General features: G+C 61.1%; 24 protein-coding genes. 11 read left to right on the forward strand and 13 right to left on the reverse strand.

Annotation, left to right across the window (positions count from 1 at the left end; genetic code table 11):
• Positions 1-20: 20 nt before the first annotated feature.
• The 3 genes from J2Y41_RS03335 to J2Y41_RS03345 form a co-directional block, all read right to left on the reverse strand.
• On the reverse strand, positions 21-1,139 hold the full coding sequence (locus tag J2Y41_RS03335; protein ID WP_396133433.1) for a lipoyl protein ligase domain-containing protein: 1,119 nt from the start codon (positions 1,137-1,139) through the stop codon (positions 21-23).
• A gap of 87 nt (positions 1,140-1,226) precedes the next feature.
• Positions 1,227-1,484: a type B 50S ribosomal protein L31 gene (locus J2Y41_RS03340; protein WP_223932840.1), complete on the reverse strand. Its 258-nt coding sequence runs from the start codon at positions 1,482-1,484 to the stop codon at positions 1,227-1,229.
• 83 nt (positions 1,485-1,567) lie between these two features.
• The gene (locus J2Y41_RS03345; protein WP_309926124.1) at positions 1,568-1,708 is read right to left on the reverse strand and encodes a hypothetical protein; all 141 of its coding nucleotides are present in this window, start codon (positions 1,706-1,708) and stop codon (positions 1,568-1,570) included.
• A 56-nt stretch (positions 1,709-1,764) separates the two neighbouring features.
• On the opposite strand from J2Y41_RS03345, the gene J2Y41_RS03350 reads away from it, so the two are divergent.
• Positions 1,765-3,150 (forward strand): NAD(P)-binding protein, encoded by a 1,386-nt coding sequence (locus J2Y41_RS03350; protein ID WP_309926127.1) that lies wholly within the window; start codon positions 1,765-1,767, stop codon positions 3,148-3,150.
• A gap of 36 nt (positions 3,151-3,186) precedes the next feature.
• On the opposite strand, the gene J2Y41_RS03355 is transcribed toward J2Y41_RS03350, so the two are convergent.
• The 3 genes from J2Y41_RS03355 to J2Y41_RS03365 are packed head-to-tail and all read right to left on the reverse strand — an operon-like array spanning position 3,187 to position 5,677.
• Positions 3,187-4,080 carry an RNA methyltransferase gene (locus tag J2Y41_RS03355; protein ID WP_224090295.1) on the reverse strand — a complete coding sequence of 298 codons (894 nt, stop codon included), beginning with the start codon at positions 4,078-4,080 and terminating at the stop codon, positions 3,187-3,189.
• A 7-nt stretch (positions 4,081-4,087) separates the two neighbouring features.
• On the reverse strand, positions 4,088-4,873 hold the full coding sequence (locus J2Y41_RS03360) for a sulfite exporter TauE/SafE family protein (RefSeq protein ID WP_224090293.1): 786 nt from the start codon (positions 4,871-4,873) through the stop codon (positions 4,088-4,090).
• A gap of 6 nt (positions 4,874-4,879) precedes the next feature.
• Complete coding sequence (locus tag J2Y41_RS03365) at positions 4,880-5,677, reverse strand: ABC transporter ATP-binding protein (protein WP_224090283.1); 798 nt, start codon at positions 5,675-5,677, stop codon at positions 4,880-4,882.
• Between the two features lie 111 nt (positions 5,678-5,788).
• Between J2Y41_RS03365 and serB the strand changes: the two genes are divergently transcribed.
• Entirely contained in the window at positions 5,789-6,682 is an 894-nt protein-coding gene (serB, locus tag J2Y41_RS03370; protein ID WP_224090281.1) for a phosphoserine phosphatase SerB, read from the forward strand.
• 5 nt (positions 6,683-6,687) lie between these two features.
• Here the strand turns inward: serB and J2Y41_RS03375 are convergent, their stop codons facing one another.
• Positions 6,688-8,226, reverse strand: coding sequence for a SpaH/EbpB family LPXTG-anchored major pilin (locus J2Y41_RS03375; RefSeq protein ID WP_309926134.1), 1,539 nt, complete (start codon positions 8,224-8,226; stop codon positions 6,688-6,690).
• Between the two features lie 191 nt (positions 8,227-8,417).
• On the opposite strand from J2Y41_RS03375, the gene J2Y41_RS03380 reads away from it, so the two are divergent.
• Together J2Y41_RS03380 and J2Y41_RS03385 are read left to right on the forward strand one after the other, a co-directional pair.
• Positions 8,418-8,867, forward strand: a complete 450-nt coding sequence (locus J2Y41_RS03380; RefSeq protein WP_224090279.1) for a hypothetical protein — start codon at positions 8,418-8,420, stop codon at positions 8,865-8,867.
• Positions 8,868-9,195: 328 nt separating this feature from the next.
• Positions 9,196-9,564: a hypothetical protein gene (locus J2Y41_RS03385; protein ID WP_224090277.1), complete on the forward strand. Its 369-nt coding sequence runs from the start codon at positions 9,196-9,198 to the stop codon at positions 9,562-9,564.
• 77 nt (positions 9,565-9,641) lie between these two features.
• On the opposite strand, the gene J2Y41_RS03390 is transcribed toward J2Y41_RS03385, so the two are convergent.
• The 3 genes from J2Y41_RS03390 to J2Y41_RS03400 all read right to left on the reverse strand — a co-directional run bounded on the left by J2Y41_RS03390 (position 9,642) and on the right by J2Y41_RS03400 (position 13,036).
• Complete coding sequence (locus J2Y41_RS03390) at positions 9,642-11,144, reverse strand: sugar ABC transporter ATP-binding protein (protein WP_309926139.1); 1,503 nt, start codon at positions 11,142-11,144, stop codon at positions 9,642-9,644.
• A 288-nt stretch (positions 11,145-11,432) separates the two neighbouring features.
• Positions 11,433-12,185, reverse strand: coding sequence for an SDR family oxidoreductase (locus tag J2Y41_RS03395; RefSeq protein ID WP_224164377.1), 753 nt, complete (start codon positions 12,183-12,185; stop codon positions 11,433-11,435).
• 125 nt (positions 12,186-12,310) lie between these two features.
• Positions 12,311-13,036: a beta-ketoacyl-ACP reductase gene (locus tag J2Y41_RS03400; protein WP_309926143.1), complete on the reverse strand. Its 726-nt coding sequence runs from the start codon at positions 13,034-13,036 to the stop codon at positions 12,311-12,313.
• Between the two features lie 153 nt (positions 13,037-13,189).
• On the opposite strand from J2Y41_RS03400, the gene J2Y41_RS03405 reads away from it, so the two are divergent.
• Genes J2Y41_RS03405 through J2Y41_RS03420 form a run of 4 tightly spaced genes read left to right on the forward strand, consistent with a single transcriptional unit; the run spans position 13,190 to position 15,304 of the window.
• Positions 13,190-13,690 (forward strand): DUF3099 domain-containing protein, encoded by a 501-nt coding sequence (locus J2Y41_RS03405; protein ID WP_309926711.1) that lies wholly within the window; start codon positions 13,190-13,192, stop codon positions 13,688-13,690.
• Positions 13,687-13,962, forward strand: a complete 276-nt coding sequence (locus J2Y41_RS03410) for a hypothetical protein (protein WP_224090264.1) — start codon at positions 13,687-13,689, stop codon at positions 13,960-13,962. Before J2Y41_RS03405 ends, J2Y41_RS03410 begins: the two co-directional genes overlap by 4 nt.
• Positions 13,963-14,835 carry an SURF1 family protein gene (locus J2Y41_RS03415; RefSeq protein ID WP_309926147.1) on the forward strand — a complete coding sequence of 291 codons (873 nt, stop codon included), beginning with the start codon at positions 13,963-13,965 and terminating at the stop codon, positions 14,833-14,835.
• On the forward strand, positions 14,819-15,304 hold the full coding sequence (locus J2Y41_RS03420) for a YbaK/EbsC family protein (RefSeq protein ID WP_309926150.1): 486 nt from the start codon (positions 14,819-14,821) through the stop codon (positions 15,302-15,304). The genes J2Y41_RS03415 and J2Y41_RS03420 overlap by 17 nt, the downstream gene beginning before the upstream one ends.
• A 33-nt stretch (positions 15,305-15,337) precedes the next feature.
• On the opposite strand, the gene J2Y41_RS03425 is transcribed toward J2Y41_RS03420, so the two are convergent.
• Positions 15,338-16,936, reverse strand: coding sequence for an ABC-F family ATP-binding cassette domain-containing protein (locus J2Y41_RS03425; RefSeq protein WP_224090256.1), 1,599 nt, complete (start codon positions 16,934-16,936; stop codon positions 15,338-15,340).
• Positions 16,937-17,214: 278 nt separating this feature from the next.
• On the opposite strand from J2Y41_RS03425, the gene J2Y41_RS03430 reads away from it, so the two are divergent.
• Genes J2Y41_RS03430 through J2Y41_RS03440 form a run of 3 tightly spaced genes read left to right on the forward strand, consistent with a single transcriptional unit; the run spans position 17,215 to position 19,269 of the window.
• Positions 17,215-17,829: a biotin transporter BioY gene (locus J2Y41_RS03430; RefSeq protein ID WP_223946046.1), complete on the forward strand. Its 615-nt coding sequence runs from the start codon at positions 17,215-17,217 to the stop codon at positions 17,827-17,829.
• 33 nt (positions 17,830-17,862) lie between these two features.
• A complete protein-coding gene (locus tag J2Y41_RS03435) occupies positions 17,863-18,615 on the forward strand; it encodes an ABC transporter ATP-binding protein (RefSeq protein ID WP_309926155.1) in 753 nt (250 codons plus the stop codon).
• A gap of 24 nt (positions 18,616-18,639) precedes the next feature.
• The gene (locus tag J2Y41_RS03440) at positions 18,640-19,269 is read left to right on the forward strand and encodes an energy-coupling factor transporter transmembrane protein EcfT (protein ID WP_309926157.1); all 630 of its coding nucleotides are present in this window, start codon (positions 18,640-18,642) and stop codon (positions 19,267-19,269) included.
• Positions 19,270-19,326: 57 nt separating this feature from the next.
• Here J2Y41_RS03440 and J2Y41_RS03445 read toward each other — a convergent pair whose 3' ends face one another.
• Both J2Y41_RS03445 and J2Y41_RS03450 read right to left on the reverse strand, forming a co-directional pair.
• Positions 19,327-20,565 carry a thiolase family protein gene (locus tag J2Y41_RS03445; RefSeq protein WP_309926159.1) on the reverse strand — a complete coding sequence of 413 codons (1,239 nt, stop codon included), beginning with the start codon at positions 20,563-20,565 and terminating at the stop codon, positions 19,327-19,329.
• Positions 20,537-21,928, reverse strand: coding sequence for an AMP-binding protein (locus J2Y41_RS03450; RefSeq protein WP_309926161.1), 1,392 nt, complete (start codon positions 21,926-21,928; stop codon positions 20,537-20,539). Before J2Y41_RS03450 ends, J2Y41_RS03445 begins: the two co-directional genes overlap by 29 nt.
• Between the last annotated feature and the right edge of the window lie 55 nt (positions 21,929-21,983).

The raw sequence follows: 21,983 nt of genomic DNA on the forward strand, positions 1-21,983 counted from the left end.
CATGCCTAAGGAACCCTGTTTTAAGGAACCCGGTTCAACCACTCCTCCGTGCCGAACTTCGTCTCCACCCGCTTCCTGGCTTCCGAAAGTTCATCGTCTGAGAGGCGGGATTCAACTGCGCCGTAGCGTTCCACAAAAACTTCCTGCATGGCCTCAATGATGGCGGCGCGGGCCACGCCGGTCTGACGGCGCAACGGGTCCACTCGCTTCTTGGCGCTGCGCGTGCCCTTGTCTGAGAGCTTTTCCTTGCCGATGCGCAGGACCTCCACCATCTTGTCGGCGTCGATGTCATAGCTCATGGTCACGTGGTGCAGCATCCCTCCGTTGGCCAGCCGTTTCTGGGCCGCACCCCCGATCTTGCCCTGCTCGGTGGCGATGTCATTGAGGGGAACGTAGAAAGCCGTGATGCCAAGCTTCTCCAGCGCCGCCATGACCCATGCATCAAGGAAGGCGTAGGAATCAGCGAAACTGATGCCATCCACCAACGTCTGCGGTACGTAAAGGGAGTAGGTGATGCAGTTGCCTGCTTCCATGAACATTGCACCGCCACCACTGATACGGCGAACCACCGTGATGCCATGCCTGGACACGCCTTCAGGATCGACCTCGTTCCGGACTGACTGGAAACTCCCGATGACCACTGAAGGTTCTTCCCAGTCCCAGAACCGCAGGGTGGGATTTCTACGGCCTGCTCCCACCGCCTCGGTGAGTACTTCGTCCAGTGCCACGTTGACGTGGGTGGGCAGGACCGACGGCGGTATAACTTCCCATTGGTGGTCGGACCAGCCCGTGGCTTTGGACAGCGCACGGCGGACAGTCACGGCAACCGCCTCTGCAGAGAATCCAAACAGTACGGACTCCGGGGGCAACCCTTGTGAGACAGCCGCAGCGATGTCTGCAGCCGGAGTCGTCACGGGCAGGCCAGTCAGAGCGGCATTGATGTCCTGCAGGGCTTCGTCGGGCTCCAGGAAGAAGTCCCCGCTCAGCGAAACGTTGGCCAGCCGGCCATCCCGGACATCCAGGTCCACCACCACGAGTTTGCCCCCGGGAACTTTATACTCCCCGTGAAGGCGGGTGACGCCGTCGTAATTGTCGTGAATGTCGTTAAGGTGTTCTTCGGGTGCGGGCTGGGACGTCATGCGTTCCATCTTGCCGGAAAACGAAAAGGCCCGCACTGCCGGAAATTCCAGCGATGCGGGCCTTCGAAAAGCCTTGGGGTGAAGTGGTTACTTCGAGCCGCCGAAGCCCTTGAAGCGAGCGTTGAAGCGCTCGACGCGGCCAGCGGAGTCCATGATGCGCTGCTTGCCCGTGTAGAACGGGTGGGACTCCGAAGAGATTTCGACGTCGATAACCGGGTAGGTGTTTCCGTCTTCCCATTCGATGGTCTTCGAGGAAGACACAGTCGACTTGGTCAGGAACTTCGTGCCGGAAGCCAGGTCGTTGAAAACAACAGCTTCGTACTTCGGGTGGATATCAGACTTCATAATGGGACCTTTTGTTCACGCAACTGGATTTTGCCAGCTGCCAGGTATGAATGGAGGTGGTCCGCCTGCTGCAGGTAGAAATTTCAGCGGCCGGGCCAACAATCAATCATAGCCGAAACCAGCCGGGTGCACGAACCAGCCTCAATCCTGCGGGCGAAGCCGGGTTTGGGTATGTTGCGGGCAGCGAGTTCGTCACGATCAATGGCGTCTTCGGTCAATTCCATGGCGGCAACAGTGAAGCCCTTTCCCCTGCGCAGACGGCCGGGTTTACTGTAAGTGCATGCGCGGGCGCATCGAAGCCGACTATCTGGTGGTCGGCGCTGGGACAGCGGGGATGGTCTTCACCGACCGGATCCTCGCGCATTCGGATGCCACGGTCGCGATCGTAGATCGTCGGCACGCGCCCGGGGGACACTGGCAGGACGCATATCCGTTCGTTCGGCTGCACCAGCCCGCGAACCTCTATGGCGTGGAATCCGTGCCATTCGGAGCCAGCAGGCGCGACGTGAGTGGCACGAACGCAGGCATGTACGAACTGGCCGGCCCGAGCGAGATCTGCGCGCATTTCGAAGAGGCGATGACGCGGGTCTTCCTGCCGACCGGTCGTGTAATGTACCTGCCCGGGTGCGAGTTCGTTGACGAGGACCGGATCGTCTCCCGCCTGGACGGCCGCTCGGTGCCCGTCACCGTGCGCCGCCGCGTGGTAGATGCCAGGTACCTCGAGGGGCGCATCCCCGCCACCTCCGCCCCGCCGTTCGCCGTGGGCGATGGAGTCCGCTGCATCCCAACCGGTGGGCTCGCCCGACTCGCCGACCCGGCCGGACGCTTCACCGTGATCGGCGCAGGAAAGACCGCCCTCGACACATGCGTGTGGCTTCTCGAGCGGGGTGTGGATCCCGCCGACCTCACGTGGATCAAACCGCGCGAGGGCTGGTGGCCGAATAGACGCTACCTGCAGCCGCACGACCTGGTCGTCGACCAGTACGTCGCGAACGCCGCACAGATCGAGGCCATGGCCCAAGCAACGACGGTTGACGATCTCTTCGCACGGCTCGACGAACAGGGAATCCTGCTACGGGTTGATCCCTCGGTGCCACCCACGATGTTCCACGGCGCGATCGTCGGAGAAGCCGAGATCGCCCTCCTCCGGCAAATCGAGGATGTCGTCCGCCTCGGCCACGTGCGTAGTGTAGAGCGCGACCGCATCATCCTCGACGACGGCGTCATCCCCACGACAAGCGAAACGCTGCACGTCCACTGCGCGGCGACGGGGCTCGTCCGGCCTCCACTTCGTCCGATCTTCGAACCTGGCCGCATCACGCTTCAGCCGATGTTCTGGGGCACCGTCTCGTTCCAGTACGCGATGCTTGGCGTCGTCGAAGCCGAACTCCACGACGACGACCAGAAGAACAAGCTGTGCCGCCCGCTGCACCTCTGGGATCGGAATGTCGACTTCCTCATCGCCTACGCCGCGCTGATGGCGAACTCCCGGGCACGCGGCCAGCATCCGGCCGTGTCCGCATGGTCGCGCACGAGCCGGCTGTATCCTTTCGCCGAGCTGGAGCGTTACGCCGACGACCCACGCATCGCCGAGGCTCAGGAGCGCAGCCGGGCCCATGCCGCCGGAGCGCTCTCCAACCTCCCCCGCCTCATCGCATCGGCGTGACCCGGCCATCGTCGGGCCGCGATCGCTGGGGGGCCACTACTTCGTCGCGTAGAACGCCACAGCGGATGCCGCGGCAACATTCAGCGAATCCACGCCATTCATCATCGGAATTGTTACGCGCGCGTCGAGCACTTGGTCGGTCTCAGGCTTCAATCCCTCACCCTCGGTGCCGAAGACCAGCGCGAGGTTCGGATGGTCCTGGGCGACCAGCTCATCGAGTGTTATGGCCCCTTCGCCAAGCGACATGCCGGCAACGAAGTAACCTGCATCCTTAAGGACTCCAAGGTCTCCAGGCCACGACTCGATCCGCGTCCACGGCACCTGGAACACGGTGCCCATCGACACCCGGATGGAGCGTCGGTACAGCGGGTCGGCGCACTGGGGCGAGACCAGTACAGCGTCGACACCGATGGCTGCCGCGCTGCGGAAGATCGCCCCTACGTTCGTATGGTCGGTTAGGTTTTCAAGGACCGCGATCCTCGATCGTCCTCGAAGAGGAGCGGTTTCGTCCCCTTGCACTTTGGAACCACCGACGTCGGGGTGGTCCACGCTGTCTTCCAGCACGGCAACCCGGCGCGCATCCGCCAGCAGCTGCGAGAGCGGCACAGGTGCCGGACGGTGCATGGCTGCCATCGCTCCGCGGTGCAGATGGAAACCCGTGATTTCTTCCAGCAGCTTGGCTTTGCCAACGAACACCGGGACGTCGGGATAAGCCTGGAAGACGTCGTCGAGGTCTTCCAGCCACTTCTCCGCCAGGAAGAACGAGCGTGGCTGATGACCTGCTGCCAATGCACGGCGGAGGACCTTGGAGGATTCGGCAATGTACATGCCTTCCTCCGGCTCGCGAACCTTGCGAAGGTGCACATCCGTCAGCGTGGTGTAGTCGGTCACGCGGGGATCATCGGCGGACTCAAGATAGTGAAACGTCACCGGCCGATTATTTCAGCAGATTGGCGATCATAAAGCCAAGGGCCACGATCCCAAGCGTAAAGATGACCGCCCTCAAGACGCGTGGCGAAAGCTTGCGGCCAACCTTGGATCCGACCAGGCCGCCAATGGTTGAACTCACGCCGATCAGCAGGACCACGAGCCAGTTGATTCGATCGAAGGCGAAGATCAGGTAAGACACAGCAGCCACCATGTTGACGCCGAGCACCAGGATGTTCTTCATGGCATTGGCGTTCTGCATGGTCCCTGTGAGGAACACGCCCAGGATTCCTACAAGCAAAATCCCTTGGGCCGCTACGAAATAGCCGCCGTAAACGCCGGCGAGGTAAACAAGGACCACGAGGAGGACTCCGTGGCTCCGGTCCCTGAGGGCATGTTCCGGATTTTGTTCACGGTTTCGCACCGAGGCTTGGAGACGAGGCTGGAACATCACCATCAGCAGCGCCAGTACCAGCAGGACGGGGGCCACAAAGTGGAAGACTTTGTCCGGCAGATGAAGCAGCAGCCAAGCCCCCGTGATACCGCCCAGCAGAGAGGCCGGAAGCAGCTTCATCAACTGCCTGCCGCGGCCCGCGAGTTCGCGGCGATACCCCCAGGCTCCGGCGGCAGTGCCAGCCACCAGGCCCATGGCATTGCTCATGGAGGCAACCACCGGAGTCACGCCCAGCGCGATGAGCACAGGAAAAGTCACGAGGGTGCCGGAGCCGACCACCGCATTGATGGTGCCGGCCCACAAGCCCGCGAAAAAGATCAGGATGCTGCTAAGAATCTCCACCGTCGACTACTGGCCCGCCTGGCGGCGGGCGGTTGCCGTGTAACGGCCGGCGTTTTCCGTGACGTCCAGGGCCAGGCCGAAAGTGTTGCTCAGGTGCTCGTCCGTGAGTACGTCCTTAATGGCACCGGCTGCCACTACTCCACCTTCGCGCAGCAGCATGGCGTGGGTGAATCCCGGGGGAACTTCCTCAAGGTGGTGGGTCACCAGGACCATCGCCGGAGCTGCCTCGTCCTTGGCAAGTTCACCGAGTTTGTGCACGAGCTCTTCGCGCCCCCCAAGATCGAGTCCGGCGGCCGGTTCATCCAGGAGCAGGAGTTCGGGATCGGTCATGAGTGCGCGTGCGATCTGCACCCGCTTCCGCTCACCTTCGGAAAGCGTGGCAAACGTGCGGTTGAGCAGCGGTCCCATCCCCCAGTCATTCAGGAGGCCAAAGGCACGACGCTCGTCGTCGCGCTCGTATCCTTCACGCCAGCGGCCGGTGACGCCGTATGCCGCGGTCACTACGACGTTGAGGACGTTCTCGTGTTCCGGGATCTGGGTAGCCAGTGCGGCCGAGGAAAGGCCGATGCGGGGGCGCAGTTCAAAGACGTCAACCCGGCCCAGGGTTTCGTCAAGGATCCCTGCCCTTCCGCTGGTCGGGTGCATGCGGGCTGCAGCAATCTGGAGAAGCGTCGTTTTGCCTGCGCCGTTGGGGCCAAGAATGACCCAGCGTTCGCCTTCGTTGACCTGCCAGTCAACCTTGTCCAGCAGGGTCTTCTTGCCTCGGACAACGCTGACGGAAGCCAATTCCAGAACATCACTCATAGCAGTAGACACTAGGACAAAAATACAGATGACTGATAACCGGGCGTACGTGCTGGCTGCTGCGGAGAAACGAATTCGGGTGGAGGTAGCACGCTCAGTAGGATTGGGACCATGACTTCGAACTTGGCTGCGGTCAGCTATGGCGTGAATTTGTCCCCTGAATCGCTTGATAACGTGCGCAAAGTGCTGGCTGATGCCGGCGCCGAAGTGTCATCGGAATCACAATCGGGGGACCACCGCTTTCGTGTTCACACGGCCGGTCTTGCCGTTGATGCCATCACGCCCGAAGCCCTGACAAGTATTCGACGGCGGGTGGCTGAGGCCGCGGATGCCGGCGTGGATACTGCGATCGTTCCGGAGGACCTTCGCCAGGCTCCACGGAAGCTCCTCATCATGGATGTGGATTCCACGCTGATCCAACAGGAAGTCATTGAGTTGCTTGCCGCTTATGCAGGCAAGCGCGACGAAGTTGCAGCCGTAACCGAAGCCGCCATGCGTGGGGAACTTGATTTCGCACAGAGCCTCTACGCCCGCGTTGAGGTCCTCGCAGGGCTGCCGGCCGCCGTCGTCGATTCTGTACGCGCGGAGGTGCGCCTCAGCCTTGGCGCAGCAGAACTGGTGGCTGCCTTCAAGGAAGCGGGCCACGCGGTGGCTGTGGTTTCCGGTGGCTTTAACCAGATCCTCGGGCCCATAGCCGAAGAACTCGGCTTGGATTACTGGATTGCCAACGAGCTGGAAATCGTCGATGGCGCTTTGACGGGCAGGGTGCTGGGCGACGTCATCGACCGCGCAGCGAAGGAGAAGTACCTGCGCAAGTGGGCAGCTGCCGAGGGGATCGACCTTCAGCACACCATCGCAGTGGGCGACGGCGCCAACGACCTCGACATGCTGGGAGCGGCCGGAATTGGCGTTGCCTTTAACGCCAAACCGGCCGTCCGTGCAGTGGCAGACGCCGTCATCAACATGCCCTACCTTGATGCGGTGCGGCACATCGCCAACGTCTGAACCCCCTAGCTGTTGCTACCTGCCCTGCGGTTGCGGACAAACAGCAGGCCGGCACCAATGACCAGGAAAGCGCCGGCTCCATAAAGCAGACCGGTTCCCACTCCTCCCGTCAGAGGCAGCTCGAACCCGGCGTTGGACCGCATGTTCTTCACGCTCAGGTCAACGCCAACGGTTGTGGTTGTGGAGTTGATCAGGAAGGACAAAGGTTCAGCAAGCAACTCGTAGCCTGCCGGCGCCGTGGTCTCCACCAGGTAGTAGGTGCGGTAGTCCAGGTCCCCAGGGGCAACGGCCGCACCGTTGGCCCAATCCGAGTAGCGCAGCCCTGAAATGGTCAAGGTTCCATCGCCGCCAACGGTGAAGACAGTCTGGCCGTCAATATCCACAGGGTTGGTGCCTGCGTTGGCATCGGCCTCATTGGTGTAGACCGAGAAAGAAGCGCCAGCCAGGGCGGCAGCATTCTCGTCTACCTTCTGCAACGTCATCCCGCCCCACTTGGTAACGACGGGCGGCGTTACTACCGGGCCGCCGGGCTGGCCGGGGGTGATGGTGAAGCTCGCAGCGTTCGGGTAGGCAAGTGCGACGTTTTCAATCTCACCTATGGTGTTGACCTTGGTGCTCACAACTATCTGCACACGGGTATCGGTGCGGGCGGCCAGGAAGGCACGGCCGTCATCGGTGAAGACCACCGAGACAGTGTTGGTTGTGGCATCGAAGCTCACAACATAATCGGCACCTTCCGCAAGTGCGGTCCCATCCTCCAGCAAGGCGGTGGCACCAACATACGTCAGTTTGGTGTCGAGCTGATCCACCACTTTGTAACCGTCGATCACGGCCTCGTTGGGGATATCAGCGGTGATCGTCCAATCGACCTGATCGCCGAGCTTGACGTCGGGAGCATCAGTGACCGTCTTCTCCGCACCGGAGACGGAGTTCTTCGGGTACACGTCGACGTCGTAGATCCAGTTGTCAAGGTTATCCGGATCAGTTGTCGGCACCGAGATAAGGAACGGAGCCGATGGGGTGACACCGGCCGGATAGTTCGTCTCGGTCACTAGATACACGCCAATGGGCAGGTCGGCAAAGACGGCAGTGCCGTCGGCAGCAGTGACCTGCACCTGGCTGGCACCCAGGGTGTATCCAGCGCCAGTAATGGAACCGGAGGGGTCAGACGGCACAAAGACATTGCTAAGGTTGTGTGCCGCGTCCCAGCCTGCATTGCTGGATAGGTCAATCGTATTGACCTGCTGGATCGTGAATTCAATACCAGGCAAGGGCGTCAGGCCCGTGGTGTCCGGAACGACGCGGGAAAAGTTATTGCCTCCCCCGCCGTGGCCGCTGCCATTGCCACCCCCGCCGTGGCCACCGCCGCCACTGCCACCAGGGATGGGCTTCTCGAACTTGTGAACGGTGATGGAACCGGTCTGGTCACTATTGATCACCGGGGCTGCCGAGGCCGGCGCGACGGAGAGTGACACAGACAGCACTGCCCCTGCCAAGGCGGCAGTGGCGGCTCGCCAATGTCGTGAGGCGCGTTGATTGATCACACTTTTCCCCTTCGATTGATGGTGCCCAGGACACTTGGCCGAGGGCCTCCACCATTCGAGTAGCGCTGGGACGGTGTTCATGTTGCGGATTCCACGACCTTTCAGCGAAACGATTTGCGCTTTCAGGACACTCATCAGATGTGGCGCTTGCCGGTTGGCGCACGTCGCCTTGCCGATCCGAAGGAGATGCGTTGCTGGAGCATGAAACCCTGTGCAAGTCTGTTGTTTCGGCTGACCCTGACGGTGTGCTGAGGAAGCACTTCACGTCCTGGTGTGCGCGGTTCAAGATCTTTCCAACAGAATCCGGCTTCGCCACCGAAACCGGCCACATCGTGTACCCGGCCCACGGGGTGGTCGAGGCAGATGGAACTGTCTGGCTGTCTACCTTGGCATCCTTTGATCATTCGGGGATCCGTGGGCACGTGGAGAACCATCCGGGTTTTCGGAGCATGCTCGCACATGCGTCGCGAACGCCTGACAGGGCACCTGACGGAATAGCCCTGTTGATTGGGCACACGCCCTATCAAGTGATCTTCCAGAACACGGTGGAGGCCGGTGGGGACCACATTATTAACGTTGCCTTCATTAATCGAAAGGCGATGAACATAAACGCCCCTGAAACTCATGAACGTATTTCGTGACGCCAACTTCGGAATAATTTATGCGATCGTCACTAACTGGTTCACTTGTTGAGACAGTGCATTCCAGTGTGTTCCCAATGTGTAAAGTTGGAAACTCCAAGACGGAGCCGTGATGCATTAGGCAGCCGGGGATCAATACCAGCAGGGGCAGAAAGTGAATCGTTCGCGGCACGCACGGAGATGGTGGAAACGTCAGGAAAAGTCTGTATCTGCTGGAGTGCTTGCCAATGAGGATGAATCACTTCCCAATGCGCCGGTGTACCAAGAGATCCGGACGGACTACTTCACACATATCGGTGATGATAAAAAAGAAAAGGAAGAACATAATATGAGCACGCTTGACGAATCCATAAAGCAGTTGCTGTCCATAGAGGGCGCAACGGGCGCGGCCGTCGTGGACTACTCCAGCGGAATGGCTTTGGCCCAGGGTGGAAACCCTGGCTTTGACCTGGGTGTGGCAGCTGCCGGCAACTCAAATGTTGTCAGTGCAAAACTCCGCACCATGGCGGACCTCCACGTGGACAGTGATATCGAAGATATCCTCATCACCCTCGGTTCGCAGTACCACCTGATTAACGTCCTGAACGCAGGCGGTTCCAAGGGCCTGTTTGTCTACTTGGTGCTGGATCGAACGTACGCAAACCTTGCGCTGGCGCGCCACAAGCTCAACAACCTGGCCAAGGGAATTACCGTCTGATCTTCCCCGGAACAGTGAAAGGGGCGGCCGCGCATTCGCGGTCGCCCCTTTCGGTTCGCGTCAGGAAGAGAGGGCCGTCAACTCTTCACCCGGCGGGCTTCCCCACTGCCGGAAGTGAACTTCTCGCCCAGCATATGGTGCACCAAGGCGTCTTCGTTGGTATTGGCATTGGCCTCGATGGCCACCATTTCGCCGTTGCGCATCACGCCAATCCGATGGCACCAGCTGACCAGTTCCGACAAATCCGACGACAAGAGGATGATCGCAACCCCCGTGCGGCTGAGCTCCTGGAGCATCCTGTACACGGTCTCTTTGGCCCCAACATCTATACCGCGGCTGGGGTGGCTAAGAATCAACACATCGCAGTCACTGGTCATCCATTTGGCAAGCTGCACCTTCTGGCGATCGCCGCCCGAAAGAGTGGTGATGGCGCCATGAATGTTCGTCGTGTTGATGCGCATGCGGCGAACCAGTTCGATCACGCCACGAAGCTGGGTGATCTCATCCTGCAAATTCGCGCCCGCAGCATCGTCAGTACGCTGGAGGCCTTCAACGATTCCGCTTGCTGATTCCAGGGTGTCTGCGGTGTCTGACAAGTAACCGATCTTCAAACGCAGGGCATCCTGCAGCCCCTGGATCTGTACAGGTTTCCCTTGTATGAAAATCTGGCCCGAGGTACTCGGGTGGATACCTACCAGCGCTTCGAGCAATTGATAAATGCCTGAGCGATGTGTTCCGGCCAAACCGAAAATCTCACCCTTGGACACGCTGAAGGAAATATCGCGGATACTGTCTTCGACAGTGAGCTCCACCACCCGAATGGCCTCATCTCCGGGTGCCGGATCCGTGGGCCTGGAGTTGTTGGCCAGCTCGTGCTGAAGCAAGAGGAAGGCGAGCTCGTCGACGTCGGTCCGGCTGGCTTCCAGGATTTTGTGGACCCTTCCATCCCGCATGACGGCGATGCGGTGGGCTATGGACCGGACCTCATCAAGGCGGTGGGTGATGTAGATGATGGCACGTCCCTGCCCGACCAGCATCCGCAGGACTTGATGCAGGACGGCGACGTCATGATCCGGCAGCGACGCAGCAACCTCGTCCATGATCACGAGTTGGGCTTCCTCGGCAACCATTCTCAGAACTTCCACGAGGGTCTGCTCGGCACGAATCAAAGTGCCCACCTTCACATCGGGATCCAAGGTGATTCCGATGTCCTGAATGAGTTTGATTGCTTGACCCCGGAGTTCATCATGGGATCGATTGGCTTGAAACGTTCGCCGGAAAATTGCCTCGGCTACGGTCAGGTCAGAGTCGAGCCGGAAGTTCTGCGGGATGAGGCCTACGCCGCAAGCCTGGGCTTCCTCCATCGAATCCGGTCCATATTTCTCGCCAGCCAGCGTGATGTGCCCGCCATCGTGCTTATGGGATCCGGCCAATACGCCCATGAGGGTGGTTTTGCCGGCGCCGTTGGTTCCGATTAATCCCAGGATCTCGCCGCGGTGGAGTGAAAGTCCAACACCTTTGAGGATGCGTCTTTGATCGTAGGACGCGTGAATATCATCAGCATGCAGTAACAGGTCCAAAGATGCTCCTAGTTCACAGTAGTGGGTTCGACCCTGGACACTGCCATAAAGTTCCTGCCTTGGCCTAATACAGTTTGCTTACCTTAGGGACGATGACGCCTTGGAGATTCAATCAGATGGATTCCTTAAATGCAAAAGCTCGAACTTGAAACAACTAATCGAATTTCGTGTCGCAGAAAGCTGAACAATTTATGAAATTGTCATCACCCACCTTTGGTTGTCATTTGAACGATTAAACAGTTGTGGCCCGGACGCGTGTCCGGGCCACAGTAAATTTTGGCAGGATGCCTACTCGGCGGATTTGCCGAAGTAGTCTGCCCCACCCACGTATTCGGTGTGGCCGGATTCGACGTCGGCCGTCACCATCTTGGCGACCTCGGCCGCAAATTCTTCAACCGAATACAACTTGCCGGCTTCTGCACGGCGGGCTTCGATGGCGCCCGGGTTGGAGCGGTCAAGCAACGTGGCCGTGACGGTGCCCTCGATCATGTCACCGGAAACAACCACCAGGGAGATGCCTTTGGCGGCAAGGTCGGGCAGGAGTGCACGCAGGGCGTCCTCGCCGGCCCGCTTGCTCTTTGCCACCGGCTCGTATTCAGGCATGGTGGGGACGGTCTCCACGAAATGAGCCTGGTGGCTGGTCACGAAAACGACGCGCGAACCTTCGCGCATGAGGGGAACAGCCGCATTGAGCATGTTGATCTGGGCATCGCGGTTCAGTTTGAGGGCGTAACCCTCCTCCATTCCGGACTCCATGCCTCCGGAAGCATTCAGGACCAGGACATCCAGCGAACCGAACTGTTCCATGGCGGTGCTGGCAAGCGCGTGTACGCCTTCATCGGTAGTGAGGTCTGCGCCGACAGCCGCAGCGCGGCCGCCCGCTGCCTGGATTTCAGCAACTACCTTGTTGGCGCGCGGTGCCTTCTGACGGTAGTTGACAACGACGGCGGCACCCTCACCCGCGAGGATCTTGGCGACTTCAGCACCGATACCACGGGAAGACCCCGTGACGATCGCGGTCTTGTTATCCAGCATTCCCATTCGTGCTCCTTTTGTTCACTTCAGCTAAAAATGTGCGGGCCTGGGTTCCATCATGCCAGTGGTGGGCTCGAACGCCTTTGTCGGGTCGCGACAAAAACTGGCTGATGGCCTCAGAGCGTGCCGCTTTAGTGGCCCATCCCGAGGCCGCCGTCAACCGGAATCACAGCGCCTGAAATGTAGGCGGCCTCATCGCTGGCTACCCAACGCACAACGTTGGCTACCTCGGAAGCCTCGGCGAAACGGCCCGCCGGCACGTTTGCCAGATACGACTTCTGGGTTTCCTCGGGTAGTTCTGCCGTCATGTCCGTATTGATGAATCCGGGAGCTACCACGTTGGCCGTGATGCCCCGGCTGCCCAGTTCGCGGGTCAGCGAGCGTGCGATGCCCACCATGCCCGCCTTCGATGCGGAGTAGTTGATCTGGCCCGGAGCTCCATACAGGCCGGACACCGATGAGATGAGGACTACGCGGCCCTTGCGGAGCCGGATCATGCCCTTGGAAGCACGCTTAATGACGCGGAACGCTCCGGTGAGGTTCGTGTCCAGCACAGAGGTGAAGTCGTCCTCACTCATGCGCAGGAGCAGCGTGTCCTTGGTGATGCCAGCATTGGCAACCAGAACCTCCACGGGGCCGTGCGCTTCCTCTACTGTCTTGAAGGCGGCATCAATCGAGGCTTCGTCCGTGACGTCGGCTTTGACTCCCAGGATGCCTTCAGGCAGTTCTGATTCGCTTCGATAAGTCACTGCCACCTTGTCACCGTTTGCGAGGAAGGACTCGGCAATGGCCAGACCGATGCCCCTGTTGCCGCCGGTAATGAGGACGCTGCGGCCGGTGGATACTGCTTCAGACATACTTTCGCTCCAGGTTCTGCGGCATGGGTGTGCTGCGGTGAAGAGGGGATTTCCTGCCTCGATCTTATCGGGCACCTGCTCCAACCCGCGGGTAACCGGCCCGTCCCGCGGTTTGGGCGGCTACCGCCTTGGTGAGAGAATTGAGTGAAGCCTTTGGAGCGTGATGATTCAGCTGTGACACGAGAAAACAGTCCCCTGCAGCAGGTGCCCGGGGATCCGGACGCTGTCTCCGGCGACCCCGAAGTCCACAGCATCACCGATGCCGCTGCTGCCCACTCGGAAGACATGCGGGAACGCATGATCAAGTACGCAGTGGCCATGGGTATTCGCATGGTCTGCATCATCCTGATCTTCGTGGTGGACGGCTGGTTCAAGATCATCGCCGTGGCCGGCGCCGTGTTCCTTCCTTGGATAGCCGTTGTCATCGCGAACGGTAGCGATAAAGCCGAGGACCACAGCGATTCCCTCCTGGATTATGTGGCAGCAGCGGAAATCGAGGGCTTGCCCCAGTCCACCGACGACGAATCGACAGACAACATCACTGTGCTCAAAGGCGAACTGGTAGACGACGAGCCAGCAGGTCAGCGAACAGAGCCTGACGCGACCCACACACCCAAGACCGGGGATGCCGGCAACGAACGGGCGGCTTCATGAACATCTTCAACCTTGGCGGCACCGGTTTGGGCAGCCAGGAGTCCGATCGCGCCACCGGCCCCGCCCTCTGCTCCCGTAAAGGGTGCCGGGAGGGCGCTGCCTGGCAACTCCTGTGGAACAACCCGCGCATCCACACCCCTGACCGGCGGAAGGTTTGGCTTTCGTGCGACGAGCACCGCGATTGGCTTGAGGACTACCTTCAAACCCGGGGCCTCTGGAAAGAGACCATCCCTTTCGAGGCAGATGACGCTGCCGTTGGCGAGGCCCGCTGAATGTATCGTTTCCTGTTCTCCAGCAAGTGGCTGGGTTACTTCGTTCTGGCCGTTATCTTCGCCACAGCATGCGTGTTCCTCGGCCGTTGGCAAATGGATCGGCGGGCGGAGACGCTGGCTGAGATCAACCGCGTAGTCAGCAATTACTCCGCGACGCCAGTCCCCTTCGCTGACATCAAAGACCAGTTCCACACCTTGGACCCCGAGCGCGAATGGACCCAGGTAGAGCTGCGGGGTAGCTATGACCTGAACGGCCAGCGCGTTGTACGAAACCGTCCATTGAATGGGCAGCCAGGTTACGACGTCGTGGTTCCTTTCCGCCTCAGCACCGGCGAAGCGGTGGTGATCGACCGCGGCTGGTTGCCAATTGGCAACAACACTCCCGGCCGTCCCGACGTCGTTCCGGCACCTCCCGTGGGTGAGGTCACCGTGGTTGCCCGCCTCAAGCCAACGGAACCGAAGCTGGACCGTGGTGCGGTGGACGGACAACTGCCATCCATTGACCTTGCCAGCTTCGCGAGCGAACTCCCCTACCCCATCGCGACGGGCGCCTATGGGCAGCTGGCCAGCGAGGACCCCGCCGTCCAGCCCATGCCAACGCCCTTCCCCAAACCAGCCACGGAAGAGGGCACACACCTCTCCTACTCCCTGCAGTGGTTTGCCTTCGGCGTCCTGATGTTCATTGGCTTCGGTTACGCAGCCCGACAGCAGGCCCGTAACGCTGCCATCGACGCGGAAGAGGAAGAAGAAGGCGAGGACGAAGTCATCGCCGTCAGTAGCCCACCCAAGCGTCGTGCGCCCGCAAACCGAAAGAACAAGCGCCCCACGTCAGAAGAAGAGGAAGACGCAATCCTGGATGCCCAAGGTTACTGAAGCTATTCCGGACCCGGTGCTCAACGTGAAGTCGGCCCTCACAGCGGCCGGCGTTGAAGACACCGTCCGGATCTTCACGGCCAAGGTGCCCACGGCCGCATCGGCCGCCTCTGTCCTTGGATGCGAGGTTGCAGCTATCACCAACAGCCTGATTTTCGACCTCGACGGCAAACCTCTGCTGATCCTCGCCAGCGGAGCCGCGAGAGTAGACACAGCACTGGTGGCCAACCTGCTCGGCACCGGAAAGATCCGCCGGGCGAAGCATGATTTCGTGCTCAAACACACCGGCCAGGAGGTGGGAGGTGTCGCTCCGGTAGGTCACCCCAACCACATCCGCACGATTCTGGATGTCTCGCTGAAGCAACACCCCGTCCTATGGGCCGGCGCCGGAGACCACAATTCAATGTTCTCCATCACATACGACCAGCTGCAAAGGATAACGAACGCCGAGGCGTTGCAGGTCCGCTAGCGCCCGCGAAGCGGACGCAGAAGTGAACGGTCCCTACGCCAGCGTGATCAGGTCCAGGTAGTCCTCGTTCCAGTGGTCTTCGACACCGTCCGGAAGCAGCACCACGCGCTCGGGATTCAGGGCCGATACGGCGCCCTCATCGTGGCTGACCATGACGACAGCGCCACTGTAGTTCTTCAGTGCACCAAGGATTTCCGCGCGGCTGGCGGGGTCCAGGTTGTTGGTGGGCTCGTCGAGGAGCAGCACGTTGGCGCTGGAGGCCACGATGGTTGCAAGGGCTAGCCGGGTCTTCTCGCCACCGGACAAAACACCCGCCGGCTTTTCGACATCGTCACCCGAGAACAGGAACGAACCCAGAATGCCGCGGACTTCGGCGTCCTTCATGTCAGGTGCGGAGGAACGCATGTTTTCAAGGACGGTGCGATCGTGGTCCAGGGTTTCGTGTTCCTGGGCGTAGTAGCCCACCTTCAATCCGTGCCCCGGGATGATGTCGCCGGTATCCGGCTTGTCCACGCCTGCAAGCATTCGCAGGAGGGTGGTCTTGCCCGCACCGTTGAGGCCAAGGATCACCACTTTGGAACCGCGGTCGATCGCCAGGTCCACGTCAGTGAAAATCTCCAGTGAGCCGTAGGACTTGCTGAGACCTTCGGCAGTCAGCGGGGTCTTGCCGCAGGGTGACGGATCCGGGAACCGCAGGGCGGCGACGCGATCGTTTTCACGAACGGCTTCCAAACCGCCAAGGAGACGCTCTGCACGCTTTGCCATGTTCTGTGCTGCGACGGCTTTGGTTGCCTTGGCGCGCATCTTGTTGGCCTGGTCGATGAGGACCTGGGCCTTCTTTTCCGCATTGGCCCGTTCGCGCTTTCGGGCCCTTTCATCCGTTTCGCGCTGCTGGAGATAGCGCTTCCAGCCCATGTTGTAGTAGTCGATCTGGGCTCTGTTCGCGTCAAGGTGGTAGACCTTGTTGACCGTGGCCTCCAACAATTCAACATCGTGGCTGATCACGATCAACCCACCCTGGTGGTCCTTGAGGAAGTCGCGCAGCCAGGTGATGGAGTCGGCGTCGAGGTGGTTGGTTGGTTCATCAAGGAGCAGGGTTTCTGCCGAGGAATAAAGAATACGGGCGAGTTCCACGCGACGGCGCTGACCACCGGAGAGGGTCTTCAGCGGCTGGTTAAGGATGCGTTCCGGGAGCGCAAGGTTGGAGGAGATCGCGGCTGCCTCAGCTTCAGCGGCGTATCCGCCGCCAGCCAGGAACTCAGCTTCCAAGCGATCGTAGCGGTTCATGGCCTTGCGCTGGATGGCGTCATCCTCGCTGGCCATCTCAGCCTGCGCCTTCTTCAGTTTCCCTACCACCACGTCCAAGCCACGTGCAGAAAGGATGCGATCACGGGCGAGCTGTTCCATGTCCGGGGTGCGGGGATCCTGCGGCAGATAGCCGATCTCACCGCTCCGGGTCACTTTGCCGCCAGCCGGGAGGCCTTCGCCCGCGAGGACGCGGGTCAAAGTGGTCTTGCCGGCGCCGTTGCGCCCAACAAGGCCGATTTTGTCGCCTTTGTCCACCCTGAAGTTGACCTTGTCCATGAGCAGGCGTGCGCCGGCGCGGAGTTCGAGTTCCTGGACGGTAATCAATTCGGGTGATGCCTTTCAATGGGGAACGCCTGCGTGACCGGTTGGCCCGGTAGTTGCGGCGGGGACGGCTGTGAGAACAGCCTGTTCAAGTCTACCGGCACCATGCCCTCCCCCGGACCTCACATTGCCCGGTCGGCACGTTGTGCCATCTCGTACAGAATTTAGACCCACGGTTGTGGAGAGGCTCCAATAAAGGCCGTTCCCAAGCTCCGTATCCTCACTGTTGGGGGAAATAAACGAAAACCTCGCACCCACAGCATTTCCTGATAGGACCCGTCATGAGCCAAACCACCTCCGCCTCTGTGGAACGCAACTCTTCGCGTAAGCGATGGACCGCCACAGACCTCGGCCTCATTGCCGTCTTCGCAGCCCTTGTGGCCGCATCCGCGATCGTTCCCGGCATTCCGGTTGGCGCCCTTGGCGTGCCGATCACCCTGGTGACCCTCACTGTGATGCTTAGCGGCCTGGTGCTTGGCCCCGGGCGGGGATTCGCCGCCGTCGGGCTTTATGTCCTCCTTGGGCTCGCCGGGCTGCCGATCTTCAGCGGCGGCCGCAGCGGACTGGGCATCCTCGCTACAGCTTCGGCAGGCTACATCATTGCCTTCCCCCTCGCGGCGGCCGCCACGGGCTATCTGGCCGCGCTGATTATCCGTAAGACGGTGCGGAACCGCTCCCTGCTCCTGTTTGCTGCAGCTATGGTCAGCAGCATCGTCCTCATCCACGGCCTGGGCGTCCTGGGCATGATGGTCAACGGCAAACTGGACTTCACCAAAGCCTTCATTGCCGATCTGGCGTTCTACCCCGGGGACATCCTCAAGAATGTCCTTGCAGTGATCATTGCTGTGGCTATTCACAAAGCCTTCCCCGATGTCCTGGTCCGCAGGGTCAAATAGCCTGCGGCACGCAAAGTCGGAAACAATATCTCTATGAACTCCATCAGCTTCAGCAGGGTCTCGGTTCGTGTGGCCATTGACGGCACCAGCACGTCCAAGACCCTGCTGGAGGATGTTTCCTTGAGCCTTACGGAGCGGCGCATCGGCGTCATTGGGGCAAACGGTTCCGGAAAGTCCACACTGTTGCGGCTGGTGAACGGCCTGGTGGAGCCCAGCGACGGAACTGTTGAAGTCCACGGCGATGACACAGTCAAAGCTGTGCGCAGGGTTCGTGCGAACGTCGGCTTCGTCTTCACAGATCCCTTGTCGCAATTGGTGATGCCTACCGGGCGGGAAGACGTCGAACTCTCGCTCCGCCGCACCATCAAAAACGCGCGCGAACGGGCCACGCGCGCCGAGGCGGTTCTTGACCGGTTTGGCCTGCTGCCCTTGGCAGACCAGAGCATCTATGAGCTCTCCGGTGGCGAGCGTCAGTTGCTGGCCCTGGCTGCGGTCCTCGCCGTCGACCCCAAAGTGCTGGTCCTCGATGAGCCCTCCACCTTGCTTGATCTGCGTAACCGCGAACTCCTTCGCCGCACGGTGGCGGGCTTGGACCAGCAAGTGATGATGTCCACGCACGACCTCGACCTCGCCCTGGATATGGACCGCATCCTGGTGGTGAACTCAGGGCGCATCATCTTCGACGGCGGGCCGGCTGAAGGCGTCGCAAGGTACCGGGAGCTGTGCGCAACTGCCCTCGACGAGGTCCCGGGCTTTGGCGAACGTCCGGGGAGAGGCCAGTCATGAGGTGCCGGTTATGAGGGGCAAGCTATGAGGGGCCATGGCTTCCTGATCGCAAACTATGTGCCAGGTAACTCGCTCATCCACCGCACTCCGCTGTGGCTGAAGTTCCTGGTAGTGGCAGCATGCGGAACGGCGTCCTTCCTGATCGTGGACTGGGCGGTGTCGCTGATGGTCTTCGCCCTGATGTGCGGCTTGTTCCTGCTCGGTGGGGCCGGTTTGCGCCGACTGATGCGTGCCATATGGACGGTTACGCCCATCCTTGTGGTGATCGGCTTGTTTCAATGGTGGCAATTGGGTGCCCCCACGGCTGCACGCATCGTCCTGAACGTCCTGGTGTGCGTCGTCGCAGCCTCGGTTCTAACTGCCACCACACCCGTGCAGGACCTCTTGGACGGCGTTGTCTCCCTCGCCAAACCGTTCCAGCGCTTCGGTGCCGATCCCGAGCGTTTCGCGCTGACCATCGCCGTGATGCTCAGGAGCATCCCGTTCATCGCGGGAGCCTTTTCGGACGTCAGGGATGCGGCCCGCGCCCGCGGACTTGAACGCAATCCAAGGGCACTGATACTCCCCGTCTTTATCTCGACGGTCGCTTATGCGCGGCAAACCGGCGACGCTTTGGCCGCCCGGGGACTCGGGGAACCGAACGAACCCAACTAGGTCGCAGCTGAGCGCGTTTTGACGGCTCTAAACGCGCTCTAATGCGACTCAGTTGGGTCAGAGCCGGGCGTAGCGCAGGAGTGCTGCCGTGCCCATGCCCCCCGCAATGCTGATCATCGCCAAGGCCAGCGGTGCGGGTCCGGAGTTTTCGGAGAGGCTGCGCGCCTGGGTGAACAGGCGCGTCACCAGGACAGCCCCCGAAGCGCCGTAGCCGTGGCCAAGCGCCAGCGCTCCGCCCTCCGCATTGGCCTTCCCGGGATCGATGCCCAAATGAACAAGGCAGGCGATGGCCTGGGAAGCAAAAGCTTCATTGAATTCTATGAGGTCAACGTCAGCGGCAGCCACGCCGTGCTGAGCCAACAACCGTTCCGCAGCATGCGCGGCCCCGATGCCGAGCAACTCCGGATGCACCCCAGTCGTTTCACAACCCAAAACCAGCAAGCCGTCAACCGCGCCCATCTCCCGGGCACGCTTCAGGGACGTTATAACGACGGCGGCAGCCGCGTCGGCATCGAAACATGAGTTGGCTGCCGTGACAGTTCCGTCAGGGACGAAAACTGCCGGGAATCGTGACATCAGCGGAGCGCGCAACGAACGCTTGGGGCCGTCGTCGGCCTCGACGACCGTCCCGGCATTTTCCAGCGGCACGATTTCGCGTGCGAGCTTGCCCGCTGCAGCAGCCTCAAGTGCCCGCCGATGGCTGCGGAGTGCGTACTCATCCTGCCGCTCACGACTGATACCAAACGTGCGCGCCACATTTTCCGCAGCAACACCCATGTCGGGGTCACCAAACCCGGGCGGCACAAACGTGGCCCGCGAGTAAAAGTCCAGGCCGCCGTCGTCGGTCCTGTTGGCCCGTGCTGGAGCGGTACTAATGCTTTCCACTCCGCCGGCCACATACAGCGGATCTCCACCGGCGCCAACCAGACGCGCAGCAAGTGCAATGGCATCCAATCCGGAACCACACTGCCGATCAACCGTGAGCCCGGGCACCGTGATGGGCAGGCCGGCCTGCAGCGCAGCGAATCGCGCCACGTTTCCACCACCACCAACAGCATTGCCCACGATGACGTCGTTCACCCCTGCCGGATCAATGCCTGCCGACTCGACGAGGGAACGGATGACCGGTGCCAAGAGGTCCGGCGCCCGGAAACGCTTCAGCTGCCCGTTGGCACGGCAGATCGGAGTCCGCAACGCCGCGATGATGACCGGCTGGCGGGACTCATCCACCTCCTGCATTGAATGGCCGCTACCCAAGGGGACGCCGCTACCCAAGGGGACGCGCCCGGGCATCATGGTTTTTGATCCAGTCGAGTAGCACCATCCGGCTGACCTTACCGCGATCCGTGATGGGTAACTCGGACAGGACGTAGTACTGCAGTGGCCACTTGTCCCGCGCGAGAAGGCCATCAAGGCCGGTGCGGAGCTGCGTCGCCGTGACGGCACCGTAGGCGGGAACGACGCCGGCAATCACCTTTTGACCGCGGACGTCATCCGGAGCGCCGGCTGCAACCGCAACTTCGATGCCCGGAACGGAGGCGAGGGCGAGTTCCACCTCGTGCGGATACACGTTCTTCCCCGCAGTGATGATCATGTCCGAACGACGTCCCAGAATGTGCAGGGTCCCGTCGGCGAGATAGCCTTGGTCCCCCACGGTGTACCAGCCGTCCAAGCAGCGGAGGGCCTGGCCGTCGTCACCCCAGAGGTAGCCGTTGCTGACCATCCCACTGCGGACGCTGATGTTGCCGTGCTCCCCGTCCGGAAGTTTCTGGCCGGTGTCGTCCAGGATCCGCAATTCCACGCCAGGAAAAGGCCGGCCAATCCCCGTACCCCCGACGTCAAGGGGTTCCCCCGCGGCCAACCGTGTGCCGGAAACGAAGCTCAATTCGGAGGCTCCGTAGTATTCAAAGATGGCAGCATGCGGGGCCCAGCGGCGCGCCGCTTCCAACGTACGGCCATCGAGCTTGGAACCCGCGCAGACAATGCTGCGGATGCCCGAAGCATCCACGTCTCCAGCCAGGCCCCGTTCACTCAGCAAACGAAGCATGGTGGGCGTAAGAACCAGCCTTGTGATGTTGTCATGGCTGATCGAAGCGTGGGCGTCACCCACGTCGAAGGACTCCAGCGTGTGGAATGCGGAGCCCGCGTACAGGCACTCGGACAGGGCGTAGAGGTTCAAGCTGGAGGAGAGCGGACCTGCTGCCAGGGTCCGGTCGTCCTGCGAGAGCCCAAAGAACTCGATCGATGCCTCGAAGGAAACCTGCCAGGAACGGCGGGACCGCGTGAACGCCTTCGGCACCGAAGTGGTGCCGGACGTAAGCCCAATCAGGAACGTCGTGGAGGGATCCCCGTCAATGAGTTCGACGCCGGATGCGTCGGAAGAGTCGACGATCCGGGACGTCACTTCATCCACCATTGCTGCGGGCCACTGTGGGTCCAGCACGGCACAGCGGCGCTCCCCCGCCACCGCCGCCGCGAACTTGGCGATGAAGTCAGTGGAGTTGGGCTCGGCAAGCACAGTAGTGGCCATCGCATGGCCAAGCAGGCCCGCCGCGGCGTCGCGGAGCTCGGCCCAGTTGAGCCGGCTGCGCCCCACAACGACGGCGGTGTCGTGGGGACGCTCATCGGCCCAGAGCTGAATTTTGTCCAGGAAAGGCATCCCCGCAATTTTACGGCAGTGTTCTCCCTACGGCACCAACAGTGACGTCTATTCT

Source organism: Arthrobacter sp. 1088 (assembly GCF_031455315.1).
Classification (GTDB): Bacteria; Actinomycetota; Actinomycetes; order Actinomycetales; family Micrococcaceae; genus Arthrobacter.